This window comes from Burkholderia humptydooensis (genome assembly GCF_001513745.1).
In the GTDB taxonomy this organism is placed as follows: domain Bacteria; phylum Pseudomonadota; class Gammaproteobacteria; order Burkholderiales; family Burkholderiaceae; genus Burkholderia; species Burkholderia humptydooensis.
The window spans coordinates 2,626,747-2,647,104 of sequence record NZ_CP013382.1; the positions used below are offsets into that span (position 1 = coordinate 2,626,747).

Sequence of the window (20,358 nt, forward strand, 5' to 3'; positions counted from 1 at the left end):
GCACAAAACTTATCTCGCTGAAATCCTCATGTCAAACATTTTTAGCTAATATCAAAAAAAGTTTCATCTCAATTACCCGGCGGAGAATCGCTTTCCGCGTCCGGGCAAAAACAACCATCATGTCGAATGCGGACGGCGGCTCCACGCTGCGCCGTTTCTCCATGCCGCCGATCTCGTAGAAGAAGGTGGCGGCTGCGCAAGAAAATGCTGTTTGAAAGCGTAAGGGCGAGAGATTTTCAGGCGCCAAATCGAGCGGAACGGTCCACAAGGTTTTGTGCGCAGCAGCTATTTCAGGTCGAATATCCCCAAACCTTATAAGGAATACCGCCACTCACTTGCGTGCGTTGCTCGTGACGCCCGGCACTTTTCATTGCATGCAAGCGTATCGTATTTCTTCGATTTTCCCGGTTGCAGCCGCGCTTTTCGTTTTTTGCTCCCCCGCCTCGCGCGTCGCACGCCATCTGACGAAGCGTGTCGGCACACGTCGGTTTCTCTCTTCGGCATCGAGGCGTCGAATCGATTGCTGTCGCATCCGCATGACATGTTTGTTACGCTCAACCGACGCAGGCGTCCATCGTACGTCGTCGTCAGCGCAAGCGACGTGACAAACGCAAACGACGACGCGCCACGGCACGTTGCATCATCGATGCATCACCGGGCGCCCGCACGCCCTCACCTCTGCGCATCGCACGTCCATGCCACGGATCGGTTCTCGGATGTGACGTTTTATCGCTGCATTTGCCGGCAAAAAACGATATCCGAATCGCACGTTTAATCACGGAAACCGAAATGTTGAACTGTGAACGACACACATTCTCAAAGAAAATTTAACGAGTTCTTAAAGAGTTTGAAATGAAGGTCCTCATCGTAGAAGACGAGCCGAAGACGGGCATGTATCTGAAGCGCGGGCTCACCGAAGCAGGCTTCGTCTGCGACTGGACCCAGGATGGCATCAGCGGTCTGCACCAGTTGCAGACGGAGAACTACGATCTCGCGATCCTCGACGTGATGCTGCCCGGCTGCGACGGCTGGACGGTCGTGCGCGAGCTGCGCAGAACGCACCGCACGCCGGTGCTGTTCCTCACCGCGCGCGATCACGTCGACGATCGCGTGAAGGGCCTCGAGCTCGGCGGAGACGACTATCTCGCGAAACCGTTCGATTTCGCCGAGTTGCTCGCGCGCGTGCGCTCGCTGCTGCGGCGCGGCCAGGCGACCGATGCGCCGGTGCTGCGCGTCGCGAATCTCGAGCTCGATCTCATCCAGCGCAAGGCCCGCCGCCAGGGCAACACGATCCTGCTCACCGCGAAGGAATTTCTGCTGCTGTGGCTGCTGATGCGCCGGCGGGGCGAGATCCTGCCGCGCTCGCTGATCGCATCGCAGATCTGGGACATCAACTTCGACAGCGATTCGAACGTCGTCGACGCGGCGATCAAGCGCGTGCGCGCGAAGGTCGATCAGGACTACGAGCCCAAGCTGATCCACACGGTGCGCGGAATGGGCTACGTCCTCGAGCAGCGAGGCGAGCCGTGCGAATCGTGCGCATGATGCGTCGCCTCGCGCCGCGCACGATGCGCGCGCGGCTTGCGATCAAGTTCGCGCTGTCCACGTCGGTGCTGCTCGCGATCAGCGGCCTGCTGCTGTACGAAACGCTCACGCGCACGTTCGCGTATTCGTCGGAGCGCGCGATGGAGACGACGCTCGCCGGCGTCGTCGCGCACATCGACGAGGCGCGCAGCATCGCCGAGCTGCGCGAGAAGGGAACCAAGTTCTACTACTCGTTCCATAGCGACGAAAAGGTCGACTTCGCGATCTACGACGCACAGGGCACCGCATGCATGCAAAGCGGCTGGTACGTGCCATACGGCGGCGTGCGGCAGGCGAGGCCCGGCCTCGATCCCGCGATCGTCGACGACAAGCGCAACGCAAGGCGCTATCTCGTGGCCAACGCGCGCCTCACCGGCAATCCGGGCTTGCCGCTGCGCGTCGCGGTTCAGTACGACTTCCGTCGCGAGCAGTCGCTGCTACGAACGTGCGCGATCAGCATCGTCGCGATCATTCTCGTCGGCACCGCCGTCGCGGCAACCGTCGCTTACTGGATCGCCGCTTACGCGCTCATGCCGCTACGCCGCTTCGCCGCGCAGGCCGATCAGATCTCGAGCAGCCGTCTCGCGCAGCCGCTGGCCGAAACGGAAATGGCAGGCGAGCTCAGAGAGCTCGCGGTGTCGTTCAACCGGATGCTCGTGCGGCTCAATGCTTCATTCACGCGGCTGAAGGAATACTCGTCCGACCTCGCGCACGACATCCGCACGCCGCTCACCAATCTGCTCGCCGAAGCGCAGGTCGCGCTGTCGCAGCGGCGGTCGGTCGACGAGTATCGTCAGGTGATCGAATCGAGCGTCGAGGAATATCAGCGGCTCGCGAGGATGGTCGACGACATGCTGTTCCTCGCACGCGCCGACGGCCATCAGAACAAGCTCGACATCGAGCCGATCGACGCCTGTGAGATGGCCGATCGGCTCGTCCGCTACTACGAGACCGTCGCCGAGGATCGCGGCATCGGGATCGCGGTCGAAGGCCAGGCGAGCTTCAGCGGCGATTCGATCCTCGTGCAGCGGGCGCTGAGCAATCTGCTGTCCAACGCGATCCGTCATGCGCCCGATCACTCGACGGTCGTCGTCCGCTGCGAACAGTCGGAGCGGGACGTCGTGATCGCCGTGACCGACACCGGCCGCGGGATCGAAGCCGTGCATCTGCCGCGGATCTTCGATCGCTTCTATCGCGTCGATCCTTCGCGATACGATTCGGCCTCGGGCACCGGGCTCGGGCTCGCGATCGTGCGCTCGATCATGACCGAGCACGGCGGCGATTGCCGGGTCGCAAGCATGCCGAACGTCTTCACTACGTTCTTCCTGCGCTTTCCTCGTGAGCACGTGACCGACGGTGGCGATTGCGCGCCGTCTGGCCATGATTCGCGTTGGCATTTCGAACAGACTTGAGTCATGTCGCGAACCATTTTAAATTCGAATGCGGCTTTTTCATCAAAATGACAAAAACATCATAGCGAAGTCACGTTGCCGGAGGGCCCCCTGTTCAAAATGTCAATCATCGAATTCCCCCTTCTGGATTCGATATTGATATGGAGAACGTATGAAAGCCACCTTCCTCACTGCCGCCCTCGCCGCCGCGCTCATTTCGCCTGCGGCATTCGCGGACGCACCGGCCGGCAAGACGCGCGCCCAGGTCTACCAGGAACTGGTCGAGGCCAAGGCCAACGGGCTCGACTACGTGACCGACGCGTCTTATCCGGAAATCTCGCCGCTCTACGCGCCGCGCTTCGCGAACAAGGCCAAGCCGCAGCAACCCACGCACGCGGTCGCCGATACGCGCGGCGCCGCAGAGGCGGGTACGTCTGGCATGTCCGAAGCGGCTCAGGACGAGCGCTGCGTCGGCCCGCGCACGTTCTGCAACCCGTATGCCGGGTCCTGAGCGTCATGGTTGCGTCCCGCGTGATCGCGGATCAAACGTCCGGCAGGTCGTCTTATGACGCCTGCCGCTTTTTGTCGTTCGGCAATGCGCTGCCGCACGCGCGACGGCGCGCACGCATCGCGAAAGGAATCGTAGACGCGCTCGCCGCGCGTCGCCGCGTCAGTGCGCAGCCAGGCGCTGCGGCAACTCGCGCAGGAACGCATCGCGCGTGCGAACGCCCGTGGAACCCGGCTCCTTGCGCTCGTCCTGCGTGAGACTCGCGAACACGAGCGTCTCCTTGCCGCGCTTGATCCAGCCGACGAACCAGCCGAATCCATGCGCTTTGTCGCGCGTACCGTCTGCCAGAAGCGGGTAAGCCATGCCGGTCTTGCCGTGCACGATCGTTCCGTCGGCAAGCGTCGTCGTATCGACGATCCGCTCCGTCATGTCGATCGCGTTCGCGGACACGGGCAAATCGCGATTCAGCATCCTGCGCAGGAATCCGATCTGTTCGAGCGGCGAGATCTGCAGCGACGAGCCGATCCACGCGCGATCGAGACCGTTGTTCTTGCCGGGGTCGCCGGAGAGGTCCGCGTTGCCGTAGCCGAACGCCTTCGCGTATTGCGCAACGCGTTGCGCGCCCAGATGATGCGTGATCTGCTGCGAGTACCACACGACCGAATACTTGAGCCACCGCGTCGGATCGGTCGGCTGCTTCCATGCCGCGCCGCCCCAGTCGACGTAGCCGTCGCGATACGGCAAGACAGGCTCGTGTTCATTGCGCAGGAAGCCTGCGTCGTAGCCCATGAGGCTCATCGCGATCTTGAACGTCGAAGCGGGCGTCGCGCGACGGCTGCAATCGCCGTCCTTCAGCAGGAACTTGCCTGTCGTTGCGTCGGCGATCGCCGTGCAGAGGGTTTTCGCATGCGCGGGGGCGGCGACGCAGCCCAGCAAAACGAGCGCGCTCGACAGCGCGTGCCGGATTTTCACTATAGGTCTCGACGAGTTGGATGGTGTCTCATCGTTCGGCCCGAACGATCGAGTCGATGATTGTATAGCCAATCGTCACTCGTTCGTTCAACGGATACGATTTGTTCGCCAGAATGACGACGCCGACCTTCTTCGACGGGACGAACGCCACATACGTCGAGAACCCGTTGGTCGACCCGGTCTTGTTGATCCACACGTCCTGCCTCGGCGGCAGCGGAGGATCGAACGGCTTCGCGACGACGTCCTTGCCGATCAGATCGTTGCCCGCGAGCAGCTTGCCGAGACTCACCGGATACGGGTACTGCTCCCAGATCAGGCTCTGGATCATGCCGTCCGCTTCGTAGTAGCCGACATGCGTCGCTTTCATTGCGCGCGCCCATTTGTCGCTCAGCGGCACGAGCCCCATGTTCGCGTCGACGAAGCGGATCAGATCCGTCGCGCACGATCTGACGCCGTACGCTTCGGACGCGAGCAAGCCCGCCCTCAGCCGAATCGGCGCGCCCTGCTTCGTGTAGCCCTGCGCATCATCGTCTTGCCGCTCGGCGGGCACGTCGATGTAGCTGTGCAGCATGCGAAACTCGGGAAACAGGTTCTTCTCGATCAGCGTCTCGAAGCGCTCGTTCATGCTCGCCGCCGCGATCATCCCGAGCGTGCCGATGCCGAGATTCGAATAGACGCGATGCGTGCCGGGCGCACGGTCGGGCCGCCAGTTCTTCAGGTAGTCGAGCAGCTCGGCGGTATTCGTGATCGTGTCGGGCACGAACAGCGGCAGGCCGGACGTCTGCGTGCCCATGTTCAGGAGGCTGATCCGATCGAAGCTGCTGCCTTGCAGCGCCGGCAGGTAGCGGCTCACGCTGTCGGCGAGCGACAGCTCGCCGCCTTCCTGCGCGTACGCGGCGAGCGTCGCCGTGAACGTCTTGCTGAGCGAGCCGATCTCGAACAGCGTCCGGCCGGTGACGGGCCGCCGCGTCGCTGTCGACGCGACGCCGTAGTTGTAGAAGTAATGCCTCCCGTCGATGCTCACCGCGATCGCGAGCCCCGGAATGCCGTACTTCTCTTGCAGAGGTTGCGCAACGGCGTCGACGATGCGCCCGACGTCCGCCGGCTCGATGCTTCGAGCGGCGTGCGCGGCGATTGCGAGGCAGCAGCTCAGCGCGAGCCACATCCTGATGACGAACTGCGTACGTTTGCGCATGGAGAATCGGAACGTTCGGGAGAATCGGAGCCGGACCGCCGACGCTTTATCGTCGAGAACGACACGGCGCGGCACGGACTTCGGCTGTCAGTCGAGGATTATTGCAAACGCAACCCACCCGGACAAGCAACGCTCGCGGACGAGCCTTCTCCGCCGCGCGACCGGCGATGCCCCGAAAAGCAGAACGGACCGGCGCGAAGCCGATCCGTTCTTCTCCCGCGCGTGCCGCCCGCACGCGCATTTCGACCGAGCGGCGCGCCTGCGCGCACCGCTCGACGGCTTGCATATCAACCGCGCGCCGCGCTCTTCGCTTGCGACACCTTCACGTCGTCATCGTCGTCGCGGCGATGGGGCGTCACGCGCTCGCCAACGCGCACCGGGTACGCCCGGCCGCTCATCAGCCCCTTCCACAGCACCTTGTTGTACGCGACCGCATCGATCCGGTCCTCGACCGAGAAGTCCATGCCGCGCGTCGCGAGCGCCCAGTAGCGCATCCCGTGCGTCGGCTTGAGTGCCGCCGTCCTGATGTCGCCCGACGGAATCGGCAGTTGCGTGTTCGCGAGCAGGCCGGACGCGACGGCCTTGAAGCTCCACTTCGACTGGTTCAGATCGAACACGTCGGTCATCGGGCCTTGCGTCGCATCGAACAGCCCGAGGTGATCGAGGCCGAGCACCTCGGTGATCGTGCGGATCATGTTGACCGTCGTGTAATGCGTGCTGACGACCGCATTCTGCTTCACGTACGGCCCGATCACGAACGCCGTGCTGCGATGCGCGTCGACATGGTCCGGGCCGTCCTGCGCGTCGTCCTCGACGACGAAGATCAGCGTATCGGCCGCATACGGGCTGTTCGCGACTGCCTGCGCGACGCGGCCGACCGCATAGTCGTTGTCGGCCATCTGGATCTCCGGCGTATTGACGCCGTCGAGCGCGGTCGAATAGGAGCCCGTATGATCGTGCGGCAGGCGCAACAGCGTCAGCGACGGCATCCGGCCGTTCGCGGCGAAGCCGTTGAACTCGCGCTCCCACTCGAGTTCGCGATAGAGATCCGGATACGCGTTGTCGTAGCCGCGGAAATAGGAGTCGGTCAGATTGACGAGCGCGGGCGTCACGCAATATCCCTGCACCACCTGGTCGGCAAACGGTGCGCGGTCCATCGGGATCGCGTTTGGACCGCTGTTGCGCGCAATCTCCATGAAGAAACCATAGTTGCGCACCGTGAGGCCCGCGCGCAATGCCGCATTCCAGATGTAGCCCTGTTGAACCGCGTCGGACGGGCCGTCCGGCGCGGACACGTCAGCCGTGCCGGGGAGCAGGTCCGGATCGGCCGGCAGCGCCGGGTTCGCAGCCGCGCGCTGCGCGCCCGTCAGCCCGACGTCGACGTTCCGGTTCTGGCCTTCCCAATCGTACGAGCCGCCGCGCGAGCCGGCGCGCACCGGGCTGCCCGCATAGTTGACGGGCAGCATCTTCGCGCCCGCGTCCGATTCGCGCGCGCCCGTGCTCCACGGCCAGCCGTCGCCGCTCACGTCGCCGGAATCGTAGAAATTGTCGAGCGTGACGAACGTCTTCGCGAGCGCATGCATGCTCGGCGTCGTCGCGTCGGGAAACTCCGCGAGCGACGGATCGCTGTTGCCGCGGCCGACGTCGCCGAGAATCTGGTCGTACGTGCGGTTCTCCTTGACGATATAGATCACGTGCTTGATCTTCTTGCGCAGCGCGGCCATCGTCGCGATGTCGTTCGACGTGAGCGCCGCGTTGAAGCTGTTGTTGTTCGCCACCTGCGTCGTCAGCAGATCGAGCGTCTTGCTGCCGGGCGCCGGCATCCACATCAGGCCGCCCTTGCTCAGTTGTTCGATGTACTGATTCTCGACGAGCTTCACCGGCGTGTTCTTCACCGGGCACGGCACGGTGCGGCCGCTGTCCTTGCAGTTGCCCGGATTCGGGCCCGGCATGTTCTTCGTGTAGACGACGTACAGCGCGTTCGCCGCGCCGACCGCGACGTCGGACGGATACCAGCCGGTCGGAATCAGGCCGGTGACGGCGGGCGACGCGCCCGCGAGCGAAATCGCCGCGACGTCGTTCGTGCCGCGGTTCGTCACGTACAGCGTGCGCTCGTCGGCGGACAGCGCGAGCCCGTTCGGCGACGCGCCGCGATACTGCATCTCGGTGACGAGCCCCGTGGGCGCGACCGTCGACACGGTCGACACGACCTTGTTCGCGGCCGTGTCGATCACCGATACGATGTCCGCGTTGTCGGACGCGACGTAAAGGCGCGACTGCGCCGCGTTCAGCACCATCTTGTTCGGATTGCCCTTGACGGGAATGCGCGTGACGACTTGCGGCGCATTCGTCGAGAGATCGACGACGACGATCTCGCGATCGCGCTCGCTCGACACGTATGCGGTCTTGTTGCCGACGATGCGCACCGCATTCGGATACTCGCCGCCCGGCGTGCCCGATGCGCCGCCGCTCTTGCCCGGCCGCAGATCGCGCTCGGCGAGCACCGCGCCCGCGTTGAGATCGACGAGCGTGATCGAATCGTTGTAGCGATTCGCGACGACCGCGCGCTTGCCGTCCGCCGTCACGTCGATGCCCGTCGCGAGCGGCGTGCTGCCGATGCCGTTGCCCGTCTTGTGATTCAGCGCGATCGGCGCGCCGGCCTCGCCCCATGCACCCTGCGAAAGCGCGAAGCGATGCAGGTTGTCGTCGCCTCCGCCCGTCACGTAGAAGTGCTGACCGTCCTGCGCGAACACGATGCCGACGTAGGTGTCGGGCACCTGCAGCACCTGCTTCTTGATGGGCGTGCCGCCCGACACGTCGAACACGAACACGTATTCGCCCGAGTCCGACTTGATCATCTTGCCGTTCGCATCCAGCACGTTGTTGTAGCCGCTCGTCAGCACGAGAAGCGTCTTGCGGTCGGGGCTGAGCGCCTCGGAGACCGGCTGCCCGGCGATGTAGTTCGGCGAATCCGCGAGCCCCGGATTCAGCGGAACGAACGCCGTGCCCGGCGCGGCCGCGGGCGAGATCAATTGGCCCGTCGCAAGCAGCGTCGTGCTGGTGTCGCCGAGCGCGGGCGTGTCGACGGAATCGCTGTTGCACGCCGCGAGCGCCAACGCCGTCATCCCAACGAGCAGGAAACGTCTATACACAATGAACCCCTTCAAGAAGGCGCGACGCCGCTTTGACGGCGCCGGTGTTGTAATGATCGGTAATAGACAGGAACCCTAAGGGCACGGAGTGACCCGCTGATGACAGCGCAGCGGCTTCTCGCTCGCGCGGCAGCCGCGGGACGCCGCAACGGCGCGCCGCATATATGCGACGGAGTTTGGAGAACGGGTGTGGACGCGCGGCTATCTCGTCATACGAGTGCACGCCTGCGGATTGCCGCTGTCCATGACGTACCGCTCGTCGCGCAGGATCGATTTCGTTTGGCTTTCATCAGGCATGGCGTTCGCGTGCCGATGTTGTCTTCGCGGCGATGCCGGAAGGGTTCGGCATCGCGCGAACGTCGATGCGCCGGCCGCTACGCCGCGCGAGTCGGCGACGCGGCAGTCGCTTGCGCACGCGCCACTCTGCGCGCAAGCAGCACGATGACGAGCAGCGTGGCGACGTAAGCGACGATCTGGATGCCCGCCGGTCGCGCCGTATAGCCGACGAGCGTATGCAGCATCTTGCCGACGACGCTCGATTCCTTGAGCAGCCACGACGTGTCCCAGACGGTGTCGCCCCACGAAGGCAGCCAGCCGGCCGACACGAGAAAACCGACGCCCTGGCTCGCCATGCCCGCGGCAAGCAGGACGATCAGCGCGTTGGTCACGGAAAAGAGACGCTTCAGCGGAATCTGCAGCAGCCCCGCATACATGCCGGCGCCCAGCCCGACTCCGCCGAGCACGCCCAGCGCGCCGCCGACGATCATCTGCGGCGTCTGCCCCGGGTCGCTCGCCGCGATGCCGTACAGGAACAGAACGGCTTCCGAGCCTTCGCGCAGCACCGCGACGACGACGACGATCGCGAGCCCCGTGAGCGGCCGGCTGCCGGCCGCGACGGCCCGGCCGACCTGCGACAACTGCAGCGCCATCTCGCGGCCGTGCTTGCCCATCCAGATGCTGTGCCACGCGAGCATGATCGTCGCGACGAACATCACGCCCGCGTTGAACACCTCCTGCCCCATGCCCGACGCCCACGCGGAAATGACGTCGGCGAACGCCGCGATGAGCGCCGCGCCGACCACGCCGCCGACCACGCCGCCGCTCACCCACCACGTGCGGCCGCGCACGCCCTTGGTCGCCGCGAGGACGATGGACACGACGAGCGCTGCTTCGAGCACTTCCCGAAAGACGATGACAGCGGTGGAGAGCATGGTGCGCGGCGCTTTACTTGACGGTCAGCCTGGTTTTCGATTCGGCTTCGTGATACTCGTCGTGGAACTCGTACGTGCCCGCCTTCAGCGGCCCGATGTAGACGTCGACCTGCTTGCCTGCGGGAATCACCTTCTCGGCCTTGAAGTCATCGCTCTCGAACTCGGCGGGCGTCGCGTCGAGGTTCTTGACCGTCACCTTCACTTTCTTGCCGGCCGGAATCGTGAAATCCGCGGGCGAGAATTTGTGATCCTTGAGCGTCAGGCTGTATGCGTCGTCGGCGGCGAACGCGGGCGTCGCCGAAGCGGAGAACGCGAGCGCGAACGCCAGTGCGGAAATCGTCTGAAGAGCTTTCATGTAATGAACGAAAGGAAAGGATGAAGATGAAGAGATGCGGACGATAATAGGATCGATTCTCGTTCAGACAATTCGATATCCTTATTCCCGTTATGGACATGTCGCACCGCGCGATTCGCGTGCGCGGCGCGCAAGTGGCGAAGCGCCTGGGTTCGGGAACATCGCGCGCTTCGTCAATCCGGCAAAGCACCTGTCGCTTCCAGCATCGTATGAAGAAAGCATGCGGCGACGGCCGGTCGCAACAGCATGCCGGCCGATCGAACGCGCCCCCGCGATACTGAAAGGCAGATGTATGACCCATCGTCGACATTCGGGCCCCGGTGCACGTCGACGACCGCCGGCTCGCATCATCGCTTCGCAAGCGGCTTGATTGACAGCTTCGCTACCTTCGGACGGAATCGGTTCGGCGCGTCTTCCGTTGCGGCGCGCGTTCCTCTCCAACCCGCCATGCATGATGCTTGCCGCATTCGGCGACATCGTCCGACATGTTCGCCGTCATCGAAACCTTCACGCCGGACACGCTATCCGACATGCGGCTCATGGATGACGACGGGGCATTGCATGCAGGCGGCGCTCGCATGCTGCGCGTACCACCTGCACGTGCTTCGGATGCCGCACTTCGGCAATCCTGCCTCCGGCGGCGCAAGCACCGCAGGCTCCTTCACGATCGCATCGACGAGGCCGCAACGATGCCCGGTCCACTGCGCGCACTTCCCGCCCAGGCACGGGCCGAGAAATCGAACGCGGTTTTCGACCGGCACGCCGTTTGCGCGCAGACCGTCGAGCAATTCCCTGCTGATCGGGATCTTCGGGCTGATATAGGCGACAGTCCCGCTGTCCATCACCGCGCCCAGCACCGCTGAGGCCGACTCGGCCGGCGCGCTCGGGCAGGTGCCGAGCGACGCGTCGCCCGCATCCGCCTGCGCCGCGCCGGCCGCGCTTCCTCCGGCCGGCGTCATCTCATTCCCCGATCCGCTCTTGCTCGGTCACTTTGAGCAGGCGCTCCGCCTCTTCGGCGACGATGATCCGCCCGCCGTTCGGCAGCACGACGTTCCACGCAGGCCCCTTGATCTGAGTGGCGTTCTCGCCGACGAGCGCGGTGAGCAGCGCGATGTTCAGTTGCGCGGACGCATGCGCGATTTGTCTCCCGTCCAACGCCGCGCCGGAAACCGTGATTTTGAATTCGGTTGGTTTCATGGTTGTCTCCACAGGCTATTTCAGTTGTTGATGACCTGCACCGGGTCTTTGTTTTTTGCGCCGCATGACGGATTAAAAATAGTTCACCGAAACCGGCAAGTCAAAATTCGATCCTTTACATGAAAACTGGATTATCGAATTAAGTGATTGGATAACGCATCGGCTTCTCGCTGCATCGGCTTGTCGCTCAGCACTTCGAGATTTCGCTTGTTCCGCGGGCTCATCGGCATCTTCTGGTTCGCGCCTTTCGGCGGGATCGGCGATTCGAACCGCTCGATGCGGCACGATGACGCAGAACCGGCGGCAACATCGACAGAAACGCCGATGCGCGGAATGGCCCGCTAAAATGGCCACGCGCGCTGATCGATCGCCCGCCTCGCGCCTTTGGCGCACCGTGCAAGACTACCTCGGCAAGCGGCGCACACACCGCGCCCGCTTTTCATTTCAACGGAAATCATCATGGCCCAACTCCCCGAAGACAAACCGGTTTCGCCCACGAGACGCGCGATTGCAGCCGGCCTCGCGCTGCTGCCTGTCGTCGCGTTTGCGCAGAAGACGGCGGCGAAACCCGTCGTTCAGGTGTGGAAGACACCCACTTGCGGATGCTGCGAGGACTGGCTGTCGCATCTGAAGAACAACGGCTTCGATGTCGCCGTGCACAACGTCGAGGACACGTCCGACGTGCGGCAAAAAGCCGGAATGCCGGAACGCTTCGCGTCGTGCCTTACGGGCCTCGTCCAGGGATACGCGCTCGAAGGCCACGTGCCCACTCGCGAGATCAGGCGGCTTTTGCGCGAGAAACCGAACGCGGTCGGGCTGGCCGTGCCCGCGATGCCGATCGGCGCGCCCGGGATGGACGGACCGGCGTACAACGGCCGTCACATGCCTTATGACGTGCTGCTGATCAGGCGCGGCGGGCAGCCTAGCGTGTATCAGTCGTATAGCTGACGGGTTGCGCGCATTTCGAGCAAGGGGCGTGCGGTCGCGGCGCGCAACCGACGAGGCCGCGGGTGCTTCCGGACGGTTTGCCGACATTGAAAAATCGAGAAACGGGGTGTCGGATCGTTCGGCATGCGCGCTTCGATGAGCCGCGGCAACTGCTGCAACAACGCGCCGATCGCATCCTCCTCCGGCACGTTCAAGAACGAACTGGTCTATCATCGGCGCTTTACGACGCGTGAGCGGGCACGAAGCGCGATCCGCGAATACATCGAGATCCTCTGCAACCGGCAGCGCATGCAGGCTCGCCGCCATGACCGATCATCTGCTGCATTTACGCCGCGCTTCCATCTGAATCAGACTGCCGCTCAACCCGTTGGCCTCCGCGAATTCCAACCGACCTCCCCCGACGCCATGACCCGCCAACCGACCGCCATGCCGTTCAGCACGCTGCCGCTGACGCCCGCCACGCTCGCGAATCTCGCGCAGCTCGGCTACACCGACATGACGCCGATCCAGGCCGCGAGCCTGCCGATCGCGCTCGCCGGCCACGATCTGATCGCGCAGGCGAAGACCGGCAGCGGCAAGACGGCTGCGTTCTCGCTCGCGCTGCTCGCGCGCCTCGATGCGCGCCGCTTCGACGTGCAGGCGCTGGTGCTGTGCCCGACGCGCGAACTGGCCGACCAGGTCGCGCAGGAAGTGCGCCGCCTCGCGCGCGCGGAGGAGAACGTCAAGGTGCTGACGCTGTGCGGCGGCACGCCGATGCGCCCGCAAACGCAAAGCCTCGAACACGGCGCGCACATCATCGTCGGCACGCCGGGGCGCATCATGGACCACCTCGACCGCGGCACTCTCACGCTCGGCGCGCTGAACACGCTCGTGCTCGACGAGGCGGACCGGATGCTCGACATGGGCTTCTTCGACGACATCGCGAAGGTCGCACGGCAATGCCCGCCGGCGCGCCAGACGCTGCTGTTCTCCGCGACCTACCCGGACGGCATCGCGAAGCTGAGCCAGCAGTTCCTGCGCAATCCGAAGGAAGTGAAGCTCGACGAACGCCATGATGACAGCAAGATCCGCCAGCGCTTCTACGAAGTGACCGAGGATGAGCGGCTGCACGCGGTCGGTCTGCTGCTGAACCACTATCGTCCGGTGAGCACGATCGCGTTCTGCAACACGAAGCAGCAATGCCGCGACCTGCTCGACGTGCTGCGCGCGCAGGGCTTCCACGCGCTCGCGCTGCACGGCGAACTCGAGCAGCGCGAGCGCGACCAGGTGCTGATCCAGTTCGCGAACCGGAGCTGCTCGGTGCTCGTCGCGACCGATGTCGCCGCGCGCGGCCTCGACATCGCGCAACTCGAAGCGGTGATCAACGTCGACGTGACGCCCGATCCCGAGGTGCACGTGCACCGCATCGGCCGCACGGGCCGCGCGGACCAGGACGGCTGGGCGCTGAGCCTCGCGAGCATGGACGAGATGGGACGCGTGGGCGGCATCGAGCAGGCGCAAAAGCGCGACGTCGAATGGCATCCGCTCGCGGAACTGAAGGCCGACCGCAACGAACCGCTGCTGCCGCCGATGGAAACGCTGCAGATCCTCGGCGGCCGCAAGGACAAGATCCGCCCCGGCGACGTGCTCGGCGCGCTGACCGGCGATGCGGGTTTCAGCGGCGCGCAGATCGGCAAGATCAACGTGACCGAGTTCTCGACTTACGTCGCGGTCGAGCGCGGCATTGCGCGCGACGCGCTGCGCAAGCTCAATGCGGGCAAGATCAAGGGCAAGCGCGTGAAGGTCCGGCTGATGGACGAATGACGCCGGCGTCACGCCGATGCGACGCGCCGGCCCACCCTCTCCAGATACCGCTGGATCGCGCCCCACTCGCCGCCGCGCCGGGTCAACGAATACACGGCCGACCTCGTCGCCCGGCATCCGGCGCGCTTCGGCCGCTTCGCGACCCTGCCGATGCGTGGGAGCAGCCGGTGTCGATCGGGCACCGCGCCGCGTGGGAAACGTGCAATCGCCGGTTCCATGAGGCGCTGATTTCGGCGGCCGCGTCGCCGTGGACCTATCTGGTGCGGCGCATGCTGTCGCAGCAGAGCGAGCGCCACCGGCGCGTGTGCATCAGCCTCGAAGATTCGAAACGCGACGTGCACGCGGAACACACGTGCATCTTCGACGCGGCGATGCGCCGCGCCAATGCGCGCGCGGCGCTCGCGCTCGAGGATCACATCAGTACGACGCTCGACGCCGAGACATACGCAGCATCGCAAAACCTCGGTCATCACGTTTGGGCAGGCGCGCGGAGCGGATGCCGACGCGGCGGTTTGCCTCAAAAGCAGGATGGGCAAACACATTTCGGCAGATGTAAACGAGCCTCAGTTACGGCTTTCGTTTCCCGTGGCCGCGCGCGCCCCACCCTCCCTACTCCACCGTCACCGACTTCGCCAGATTCCTCGGCTTGTCGATATCCGCCCCCCTGATGCACGCCGCATGATACGCGAGCAACTGCAACGGCACGACGTGCAATATCGGCGACAACAACCCGTAATAATCCGGCATCCTCATTACCGAGACTCCGTCGCCGTTATCGATCCGTGTGTCCGCGTCGGCGAACACGAAGAGCTGCCCGCCGCGCGCACGCACTTCCTGCATGTTCGACTTGAGCTTCTCGAGCAACGCGTCGTTCGGCGCGATCGTCGCCACCGGCATCGTGTTCGTCACGAGCGCGAGCGGCCCGTGCTTCAGCTCGCCCGCCGGATACGCCTCCGCGTGAATGTACGAGATCTCCTTGAGTTTCAGCGCCCCCTCGAGCGCGATCGGATAGTGCAGCCCGCGCCCGAGAAACAGCGCGTTCTCGTGACGCGCGAACTCGTCCGCCCAGCGCGCGACCAGCGGCTCGAGCGCAAGCACGTCCTCGAGCGCGCCGGGCAGCCGGCGCAGTTGCTGCGTGTAGCGCGCGAGCTGCGCGTCGTCGACGTAGCCGCGCATCCGCCCGAGCGTGACCGCCAGCGTGAACAGCGCGACGAGCTGCGTCGTGAACGCCTTCGTCGACGCCACGCCGATTTCCGGACCCGCCCGCGTCAGGAAGCGCAGCCCGGCCTGCCGCATCATCGCGCTTGTCGGAACGTTGCAGATCGCGAGCGTATCGATGTGGCCGAGCGCCTGCGCGTACTTCAGCGCGGCGAGCGTATCGGCCGTCTCGCCCGATTGCGACACGACGACGATCAGCGTGTTCGGCATCGCAACCGCGTCGCTGTACCGGTACTCGCTCGCGATCTCGACCTGCGCCGGTATCCGCGCAACCGTCTCGAGCCAGCGGCGCGCAGTCAGCCCCGCGTAGTGGCTCGTTCCGCACGCGAGAATCAGCACGTTGTCGATCTGCTCGAATGCGCGCCGCGCGTCGTGGCCGAACACCGCCGGATCGAAGAGCCCGGCATCGGGAATCGTCGCGGCAACCGCGCGCGGCTGCTCGAAGATCTCCTTCTGCATGAAGTGCCGGTAATCGCCGAGCTCGACCGTGCCCTGCGTCGACGCAACGGTCTGCACCGCGCGCACGACCGGCCCTCCGTTGCGATCGACGATCCGCACGCCGCCCGGCGTCAGCTCGACGATGTCGCCTTCTTCGAGAAAGATGAACTGGTCGGTGATGCCGGCCAGCGCGAGCGCGTCCGACGCGAGGAAGCACTCGCCGTCCTTCAGGCCGACGACGAGCGGCGAGCCGACGCGCGCGCCGATCAGCCGGTTCGGCTCCGTCTTGCTGAACACCGCGATCGCATACGCGCCGCGCAATTGCGTCGTCGCGTCGCGCACGGCGGACAGCAGATCGCCGCGGTACCTGCTGTGGATCAGATGCGCGACGACCTCGGTATCGGTCTGTCCGTCGAATTCGTAATGCTGGCTGGCGAGTTGCGTGCGCAGCGCTTCGTGATTCTCGATGATGCCGTTGTGAACGAGCGCGATGTGATCGCGCGAGAAGATCGGGTGCGCATTGCATGTCGCGGGCGCGCCATGTGTCGCCCAGCGTGTGTGCGCGATGCCCGTGGTGCCGGTCAGGCCGGCCGTGCGCACGTGCGCCTCGAGATCGGCGACGCGCGATACGCTGCGCGCGCGCCGCGCCTCGCCGTCCACCACGGTCGCAACGCCGCACGAGTCGTAGCCGCGATATTCGAGACGACGCAGGCCTTCGATCAGAATCGGAACGATGTTCCGTTGCGCTACCGCGCCGACGATTCCACACATGACTCGTTACCTCCGATGACCTGCGATGCCTGCGCGCGTCTTCTTCTGCGCGGCGCGGCAACGGCCGACGCGGTTGCGAATCCGCAGCGCGCGGGCGCGACCGGATCGGCCATCCTGCTTTCGAATGCCAGGTAGAGCGCTTCCTCGAGCACGTTCCAGTGCGGGCCGTGCCGGTACGGACCGGAGCGCGCGTGCCAGCACGCGACGGTGTTCCAGTCGTTCATCTTGTATGCGACGAGCGCGATCAGCCCCCACGGGAAATCGGTGCCCGCCAGATGCAGCCATGTCTTGCCGTAGCGATGCATCCATTGCGCGTAGATCGTCGCATTCGATTGATCGGGCACGCGGATGCCCGACAGGATCGGGAAGATCTGCGCGACCTTCTCCGGATAGAAGCTCGTGTCGCCGATCTGCTGCGTGCTCGCCCGGAATCCCGACTGCGCGCCGCGCCAGAACACCTGCAGGATCGCGGCGGACAGACGGTCCGCGCGCTGGCTCCACGGGCCCGCGTGCGCGTAGTCGGCATGGCGGATGTAATACGCGGCGAGCGCCTGCAGCGCGCTGTGCACTTCGACGTTGTCCATCAACAGCGCGACGTGCAGCGTCGGCGAGATCTGGTAGACGCCCGTGCGCTTGTCGAGCAGCGTGTCGAGATGCGCGCTCGCGCGCGCGAGGCTGCGCGCCCAGCTCGCCGGCATTCCGCCCGGCGGCGCGAAGCGCGCGAGCAGCTCCATCCACGTCGCCATCATCGCGTCGTCCGCGTCCGCGTCCGCGCAGGCCGTGTATTGGCCGTCCTTCAGGCAGAAGCGGTCGAAGCCGCCGTCGGCGCGCTGGCGCGGCAGCAGCCATGCGATCCATGCGCGCGCGGCCTGGCGCGCGTCGAGCTGCGCGTCGGACGCGGCGAGCAGCGCCTTCGCGGCGAAGTACGGATCGATGCCGGCCCCGTTCAGGCGCACGGTGATCGCGCCGTCGGGCCGCTGGTAGTAGCCGGTCAGTTGCAGCTCGGCGGCGTTCGCGCACAGCACGAGTCCGCACATCGCGAGCGACGCCGCGCGCGACGCGCGGCGTAGCAGAAGACGGGCCGCCCCGCATGTGCGAGCGGCCGCGGCGAGCGCGGGCCGGTTCATGATGTCGTGCGCTTTCCGCGCGGTTGTGCTTCGAAGTCGTCGCCGGCGCGGCCGAAGCCGCGCGCGGCGACATGCTCACTGCCTATTGCATCGCTACAGCTTCGCGCTCGTGAATGTCAGGCTCGTGCCGGCGCCGGCAATCACGAGCCAGTTCGTCGAATCGGAGCCATCGACGGCGGCCACGCCTTGCGTCACGACCGGCATCGCGTACTTCGCCTTCGGAAGCAGCCACGTCATGTTCGCGAGGCTCGTCGGATGGCTCGCGTTGAACGTCCAGCTCGCCCCCATGTCGGTTGCCGACCACGTGACGTTCAGCCGCGAACGATCGAAGTTCGTGATGTCGCTCATCGTGTACCACCTGAACTGGCCGAGCTGCTTCAGCGCATTCGCCTGCGTGAAGATCGACGCCAGCACGGTCGGGTAGAACGACGCGCCGTACGGGTGCGCGTAGATCAGCCGGCTCGTTCGGTTCGCGACGACGAAATTCATCAGGCTCAGGTACCAGTTCGTGATGTCGGTGACCGACACGCCGTACTGCTGGAACTCCTCGAACGTCGCGTACTTGCCGAACGGCATCACCGGATACGCCCACAGGCCCGGGTTCAGCAGCGCGCCGTTGCGATACGCGCGCGTCGGCTCGGAGCCGGTGTGGCCCGTGAAGTAGTAGCCGTTGAAGCCGTTGCTTTCGAGCCAGTTCACGGACCAGGTCGGCGTGTTGCCTTCGGGCGCCGCGTATTCGACGTCGGGCAATCCGGTCGCCGTCATCACCGCCGAATGGTTCATCGTCAGATACTGCTGGAACGTGCTCTGGTTCGTCTCGCTCGCATACGCGCCCCAGTAGTCGTGAATCCAGCCGCCGTGGCTGCCGACGTGGTGCCCCTTCGTCAGGAAGTATTTGACGAGGTTCAGCGCGGTCGGGTTGTAGTCGAGGTTGATGCCGTTGCCGTCGCCGAACGTCGCTTCGTCGGGGCCGGCGGTGAACACGATCGAGAACGGCCCGTTCGTCCACACGCCAAGGCTCTTCAGGTACATCGCCGGCTGAATCTGGTCTTCCGCGCAGAAGTGCCAGTTGAGCACGAGCCCGGCCTTCGCCCTCGGCAGGTTCGACAGCGACGGCAGATTCAGCAGGTTCGTGCCGAAGTAGTGCAGGTAGCCGTGGATCAGCATCCCGTCGGTCTGGCCGTCGAGATACGCGAGCGGCAGGTTCACGAACAGCACGCCGCCGTTGCCGTACGTGTTGTAGCCGGATACGAGGCCGAAGCTCGGCGACGTCAGGATCGTCGTGCCGGTGTACGTGCCTTGCGTGACGAAGCTCGGATACGTGAGGAACCCGTACACGTAGCCCGAAATGCCTTCGAGCGTGTCGGTCAGCGCGTTGGTCGTCGCAAGCAATGTGTTCGTCTTGGCCGTCACGGTATTCGTCAGCGAGCTCGCGCTGTACGTGCCCGACTTCACCGGCTGGCCCGTGACGAAGCCCGTCAGTTTCGGCGAGGTCGACGTGAACGCGCCCTTGCCGTCCTTCGGCAGCGTATAGCCGAACCATGCACTGTGGTTGTAGCCCTTCAGGCCGCCCGGATTCGACGGGCTCGCGCTCAGGTACATCACCGTGCCCGAGGTCGCCGTGCCCGTCGTGCCGGTGGCGGCGGCCAGCAGCGCGCTCGTGGTCGTGGTCGCGGACGTCGTCGTCCACGGCATCGACTTGCCGGGCGGCACCTGAAGCGTGCGCAGCCAGCTACTCATGCCGGTCACGTTGCCGAGGCCGATCATGTTGCCGAGCAACTGGCTGTACAGCACGTAGTCGACGCCGACCATCGAGCTGAAGCGCGACTTCGGAACCGGGTAGAAGCCCGCCGAATTCAGCACGCCGAAGTCATAGACGAGCATCACCTTGCCGCCGTTCAGCGCGTAGTTCTGGATCGCGGTGACGAGCGTGTCGTCGGCAACCGTATGCACCTGGTCGGGCAGGATGAGGCCGGGATACTGCGACAGCGCCGCGCCCGCCAGCATGAACTGGCTGTCCGTCATCACCTTGATCTGGAGTCCTTCCTCCTGCGCGCTGTCGAGCCAGGCGGACACTCTCGGGTCGGGCAGCGTGAGCGTATCCGGGACCAGCAACAGCAGTTGATTGGTGGCCGCGCGCGCGCCGCCTGGGCTGAACGCGAACGCGAGCGCGAACAACGCGAACACGACCCGCAAGAATTTGCCTGACTTCGCCAACATGATGCGCTCCTCTCTACAGGAAGGGCGGCTCGCGACCGGCCGCGATGCGGCCAGCGCGCCGCGCAGCGGACCGGTCCGGGCCTCGTGGATGTGATGGCCGTCCATCACGCCGGCACGCTGTCCAGCGTCCTCCGATGACGGCGCCGCCTCGTATCCGGCATGGCACTGCGATCGGACCTCCCCCCGGTAGAAGCGAGCTCCGTGCCATTTGCTTCGGATGCCCGAACGATCGGGCTCTGTGGCCGCCCGGGCGGGTCATCCCTGACGA

General features: G+C 65.1%; 18 protein-coding genes and 1 pseudogene. 8 read left to right on the forward strand and 11 right to left on the reverse strand.

Annotated features, from left to right (window positions below; translation table 11 throughout):
• Positions 1-31 precede the first annotated feature (31 nt).
• Positions 32-331, reverse strand: a complete 300-nt coding sequence (locus tag AQ610_RS36675; RefSeq protein ID WP_156436747.1) for a hypothetical protein — start codon at positions 329-331, stop codon at positions 32-34.
• A gap of 521 nt (positions 332-852) precedes the next feature.
• Between AQ610_RS36675 and AQ610_RS30485 the strand changes: the two genes are divergently transcribed.
• The 3 genes from AQ610_RS30485 to AQ610_RS30495 all read left to right on the forward strand — a co-directional run bounded on the left by AQ610_RS30485 (position 853) and on the right by AQ610_RS30495 (position 3,486).
• Complete coding sequence (locus AQ610_RS30485) at positions 853-1,545, forward strand: heavy metal response regulator transcription factor (protein ID WP_006028121.1); 693 nt, start codon at positions 853-855, stop codon at positions 1,543-1,545.
• Complete coding sequence (locus tag AQ610_RS30490) at positions 1,542-2,996, forward strand: heavy metal sensor histidine kinase (RefSeq protein WP_006028122.1); 1,455 nt, start codon at positions 1,542-1,544, stop codon at positions 2,994-2,996. Before AQ610_RS30485 ends, AQ610_RS30490 begins: the two co-directional genes overlap by 4 nt.
• 151 nt (positions 2,997-3,147) lie before the next feature.
• Positions 3,148-3,486, forward strand: a complete 339-nt coding sequence (locus AQ610_RS30495) for a DUF4148 domain-containing protein (RefSeq protein WP_006028123.1) — start codon at positions 3,148-3,150, stop codon at positions 3,484-3,486.
• Positions 3,487-3,645: 159 nt separating this feature from the next.
• On the opposite strand, the gene blaOXA is transcribed toward AQ610_RS30495, so the two are convergent.
• The 7 genes from blaOXA to AQ610_RS30535 form a co-directional block, all read right to left on the reverse strand.
• Positions 3,646-4,455, reverse strand: coding sequence for an OXA-42 family class D beta-lactamase (blaOXA, locus tag AQ610_RS30500; protein WP_006028124.1), 810 nt, complete (start codon positions 4,453-4,455; stop codon positions 3,646-3,648).
• Positions 4,456-4,483: 28 nt separating this feature from the next.
• Entirely contained in the window at positions 4,484-5,650 is a 1,167-nt protein-coding gene (gene ampC, locus AQ610_RS30505; protein WP_009915888.1) for a class C beta-lactamase, read from the reverse strand.
• A gap of 287 nt (positions 5,651-5,937) precedes the next feature.
• Positions 5,938-8,775: a hypothetical protein gene (locus AQ610_RS30510; protein WP_006028126.1), complete on the reverse strand. Its 2,838-nt coding sequence runs from the start codon at positions 8,773-8,775 to the stop codon at positions 5,938-5,940.
• Between the two features lie 401 nt (positions 8,776-9,176).
• Complete coding sequence (locus AQ610_RS30515) at positions 9,177-10,013, reverse strand: FTR1 family iron permease (RefSeq protein WP_009915889.1); 837 nt, start codon at positions 10,011-10,013, stop codon at positions 9,177-9,179.
• A gap of 13 nt (positions 10,014-10,026) precedes the next feature.
• Positions 10,027-10,368, reverse strand: a complete 342-nt coding sequence (locus AQ610_RS30520) for a cupredoxin domain-containing protein (protein WP_006028128.1) — start codon at positions 10,366-10,368, stop codon at positions 10,027-10,029.
• A gap of 521 nt (positions 10,369-10,889) precedes the next feature.
• Entirely contained in the window at positions 10,890-11,327 is a 438-nt protein-coding gene (locus AQ610_RS30530; RefSeq protein ID WP_006028129.1) for a hypothetical protein, read from the reverse strand.
• A gap of 1 nt (position 11,328) precedes the next feature.
• Positions 11,329-11,565: a hypothetical protein gene (locus tag AQ610_RS30535; RefSeq protein WP_006028130.1), complete on the reverse strand. Its 237-nt coding sequence runs from the start codon at positions 11,563-11,565 to the stop codon at positions 11,329-11,331.
• Positions 11,566-11,712: 147 nt separating this feature from the next.
• Here AQ610_RS30535 and AQ610_RS36680 point away from each other — a divergent pair, with 147 nt between their 5' ends.
• The 5 genes and pseudogenes from AQ610_RS36680 (at position 11,713) to AQ610_RS37820 (ending at position 14,984) form a co-directional block, all read left to right on the forward strand.
• Positions 11,713-11,910 (forward strand): hypothetical protein, encoded by a 198-nt coding sequence (locus AQ610_RS36680; protein WP_144411862.1) that lies wholly within the window; start codon positions 11,713-11,715, stop codon positions 11,908-11,910.
• Between the two features lie 114 nt (positions 11,911-12,024).
• Positions 12,025-12,513, forward strand: a complete 489-nt coding sequence (locus AQ610_RS30540) for a DUF411 domain-containing protein (protein ID WP_006028131.1) — start codon at positions 12,025-12,027, stop codon at positions 12,511-12,513.
• A 108-nt stretch (positions 12,514-12,621) separates the two neighbouring features.
• Positions 12,622-12,873 (forward strand): annotated as a pseudogene (locus AQ610_RS37815) (IS3 family transposase); the annotation flags it as partial.
• A 66-nt stretch (positions 12,874-12,939) separates the two neighbouring features.
• The gene (gene dbpA / locus AQ610_RS30545; protein ID WP_009915894.1) at positions 12,940-14,316 is read left to right on the forward strand and encodes an ATP-dependent RNA helicase DbpA; all 1,377 of its coding nucleotides are present in this window, start codon (positions 12,940-12,942) and stop codon (positions 14,314-14,316) included.
• Positions 14,313-14,984, forward strand: a complete 672-nt coding sequence (locus AQ610_RS37820; RefSeq protein ID WP_231749022.1) for an FCD domain-containing protein — start codon at positions 14,313-14,315, stop codon at positions 14,982-14,984. Before dbpA ends, AQ610_RS37820 begins: the two co-directional genes overlap by 4 nt.
• On the opposite strand, the gene glmS is transcribed toward AQ610_RS37820, so the two are convergent.
• From glmS to AQ610_RS30565, 3 genes are all read right to left on the reverse strand, one after another.
• Positions 14,926-16,743: a glutamine--fructose-6-phosphate transaminase (isomerizing) gene (gene glmS, locus AQ610_RS30555; protein WP_006028133.1), complete on the reverse strand. Its 1,818-nt coding sequence runs from the start codon at positions 16,741-16,743 to the stop codon at positions 14,926-14,928. The genes AQ610_RS37820 and glmS overlap by 59 nt on opposite strands.
• Positions 16,719-17,870 (reverse strand): hypothetical protein, encoded by a 1,152-nt coding sequence (locus AQ610_RS30560; protein WP_006028134.1) that lies wholly within the window; start codon positions 17,868-17,870, stop codon positions 16,719-16,721. The genes glmS and AQ610_RS30560 overlap by 25 nt, the downstream gene beginning before the upstream one ends.
• Positions 17,871-17,963: 93 nt before the next feature.
• Positions 17,964-20,090 carry a polysaccharide deacetylase family protein gene (locus AQ610_RS30565; RefSeq protein ID WP_009915896.1) on the reverse strand — a complete coding sequence of 709 codons (2,127 nt, stop codon included), beginning with the start codon at positions 20,088-20,090 and terminating at the stop codon, positions 17,964-17,966.
• Positions 20,091-20,358: the final 268 nt, after the last annotated feature.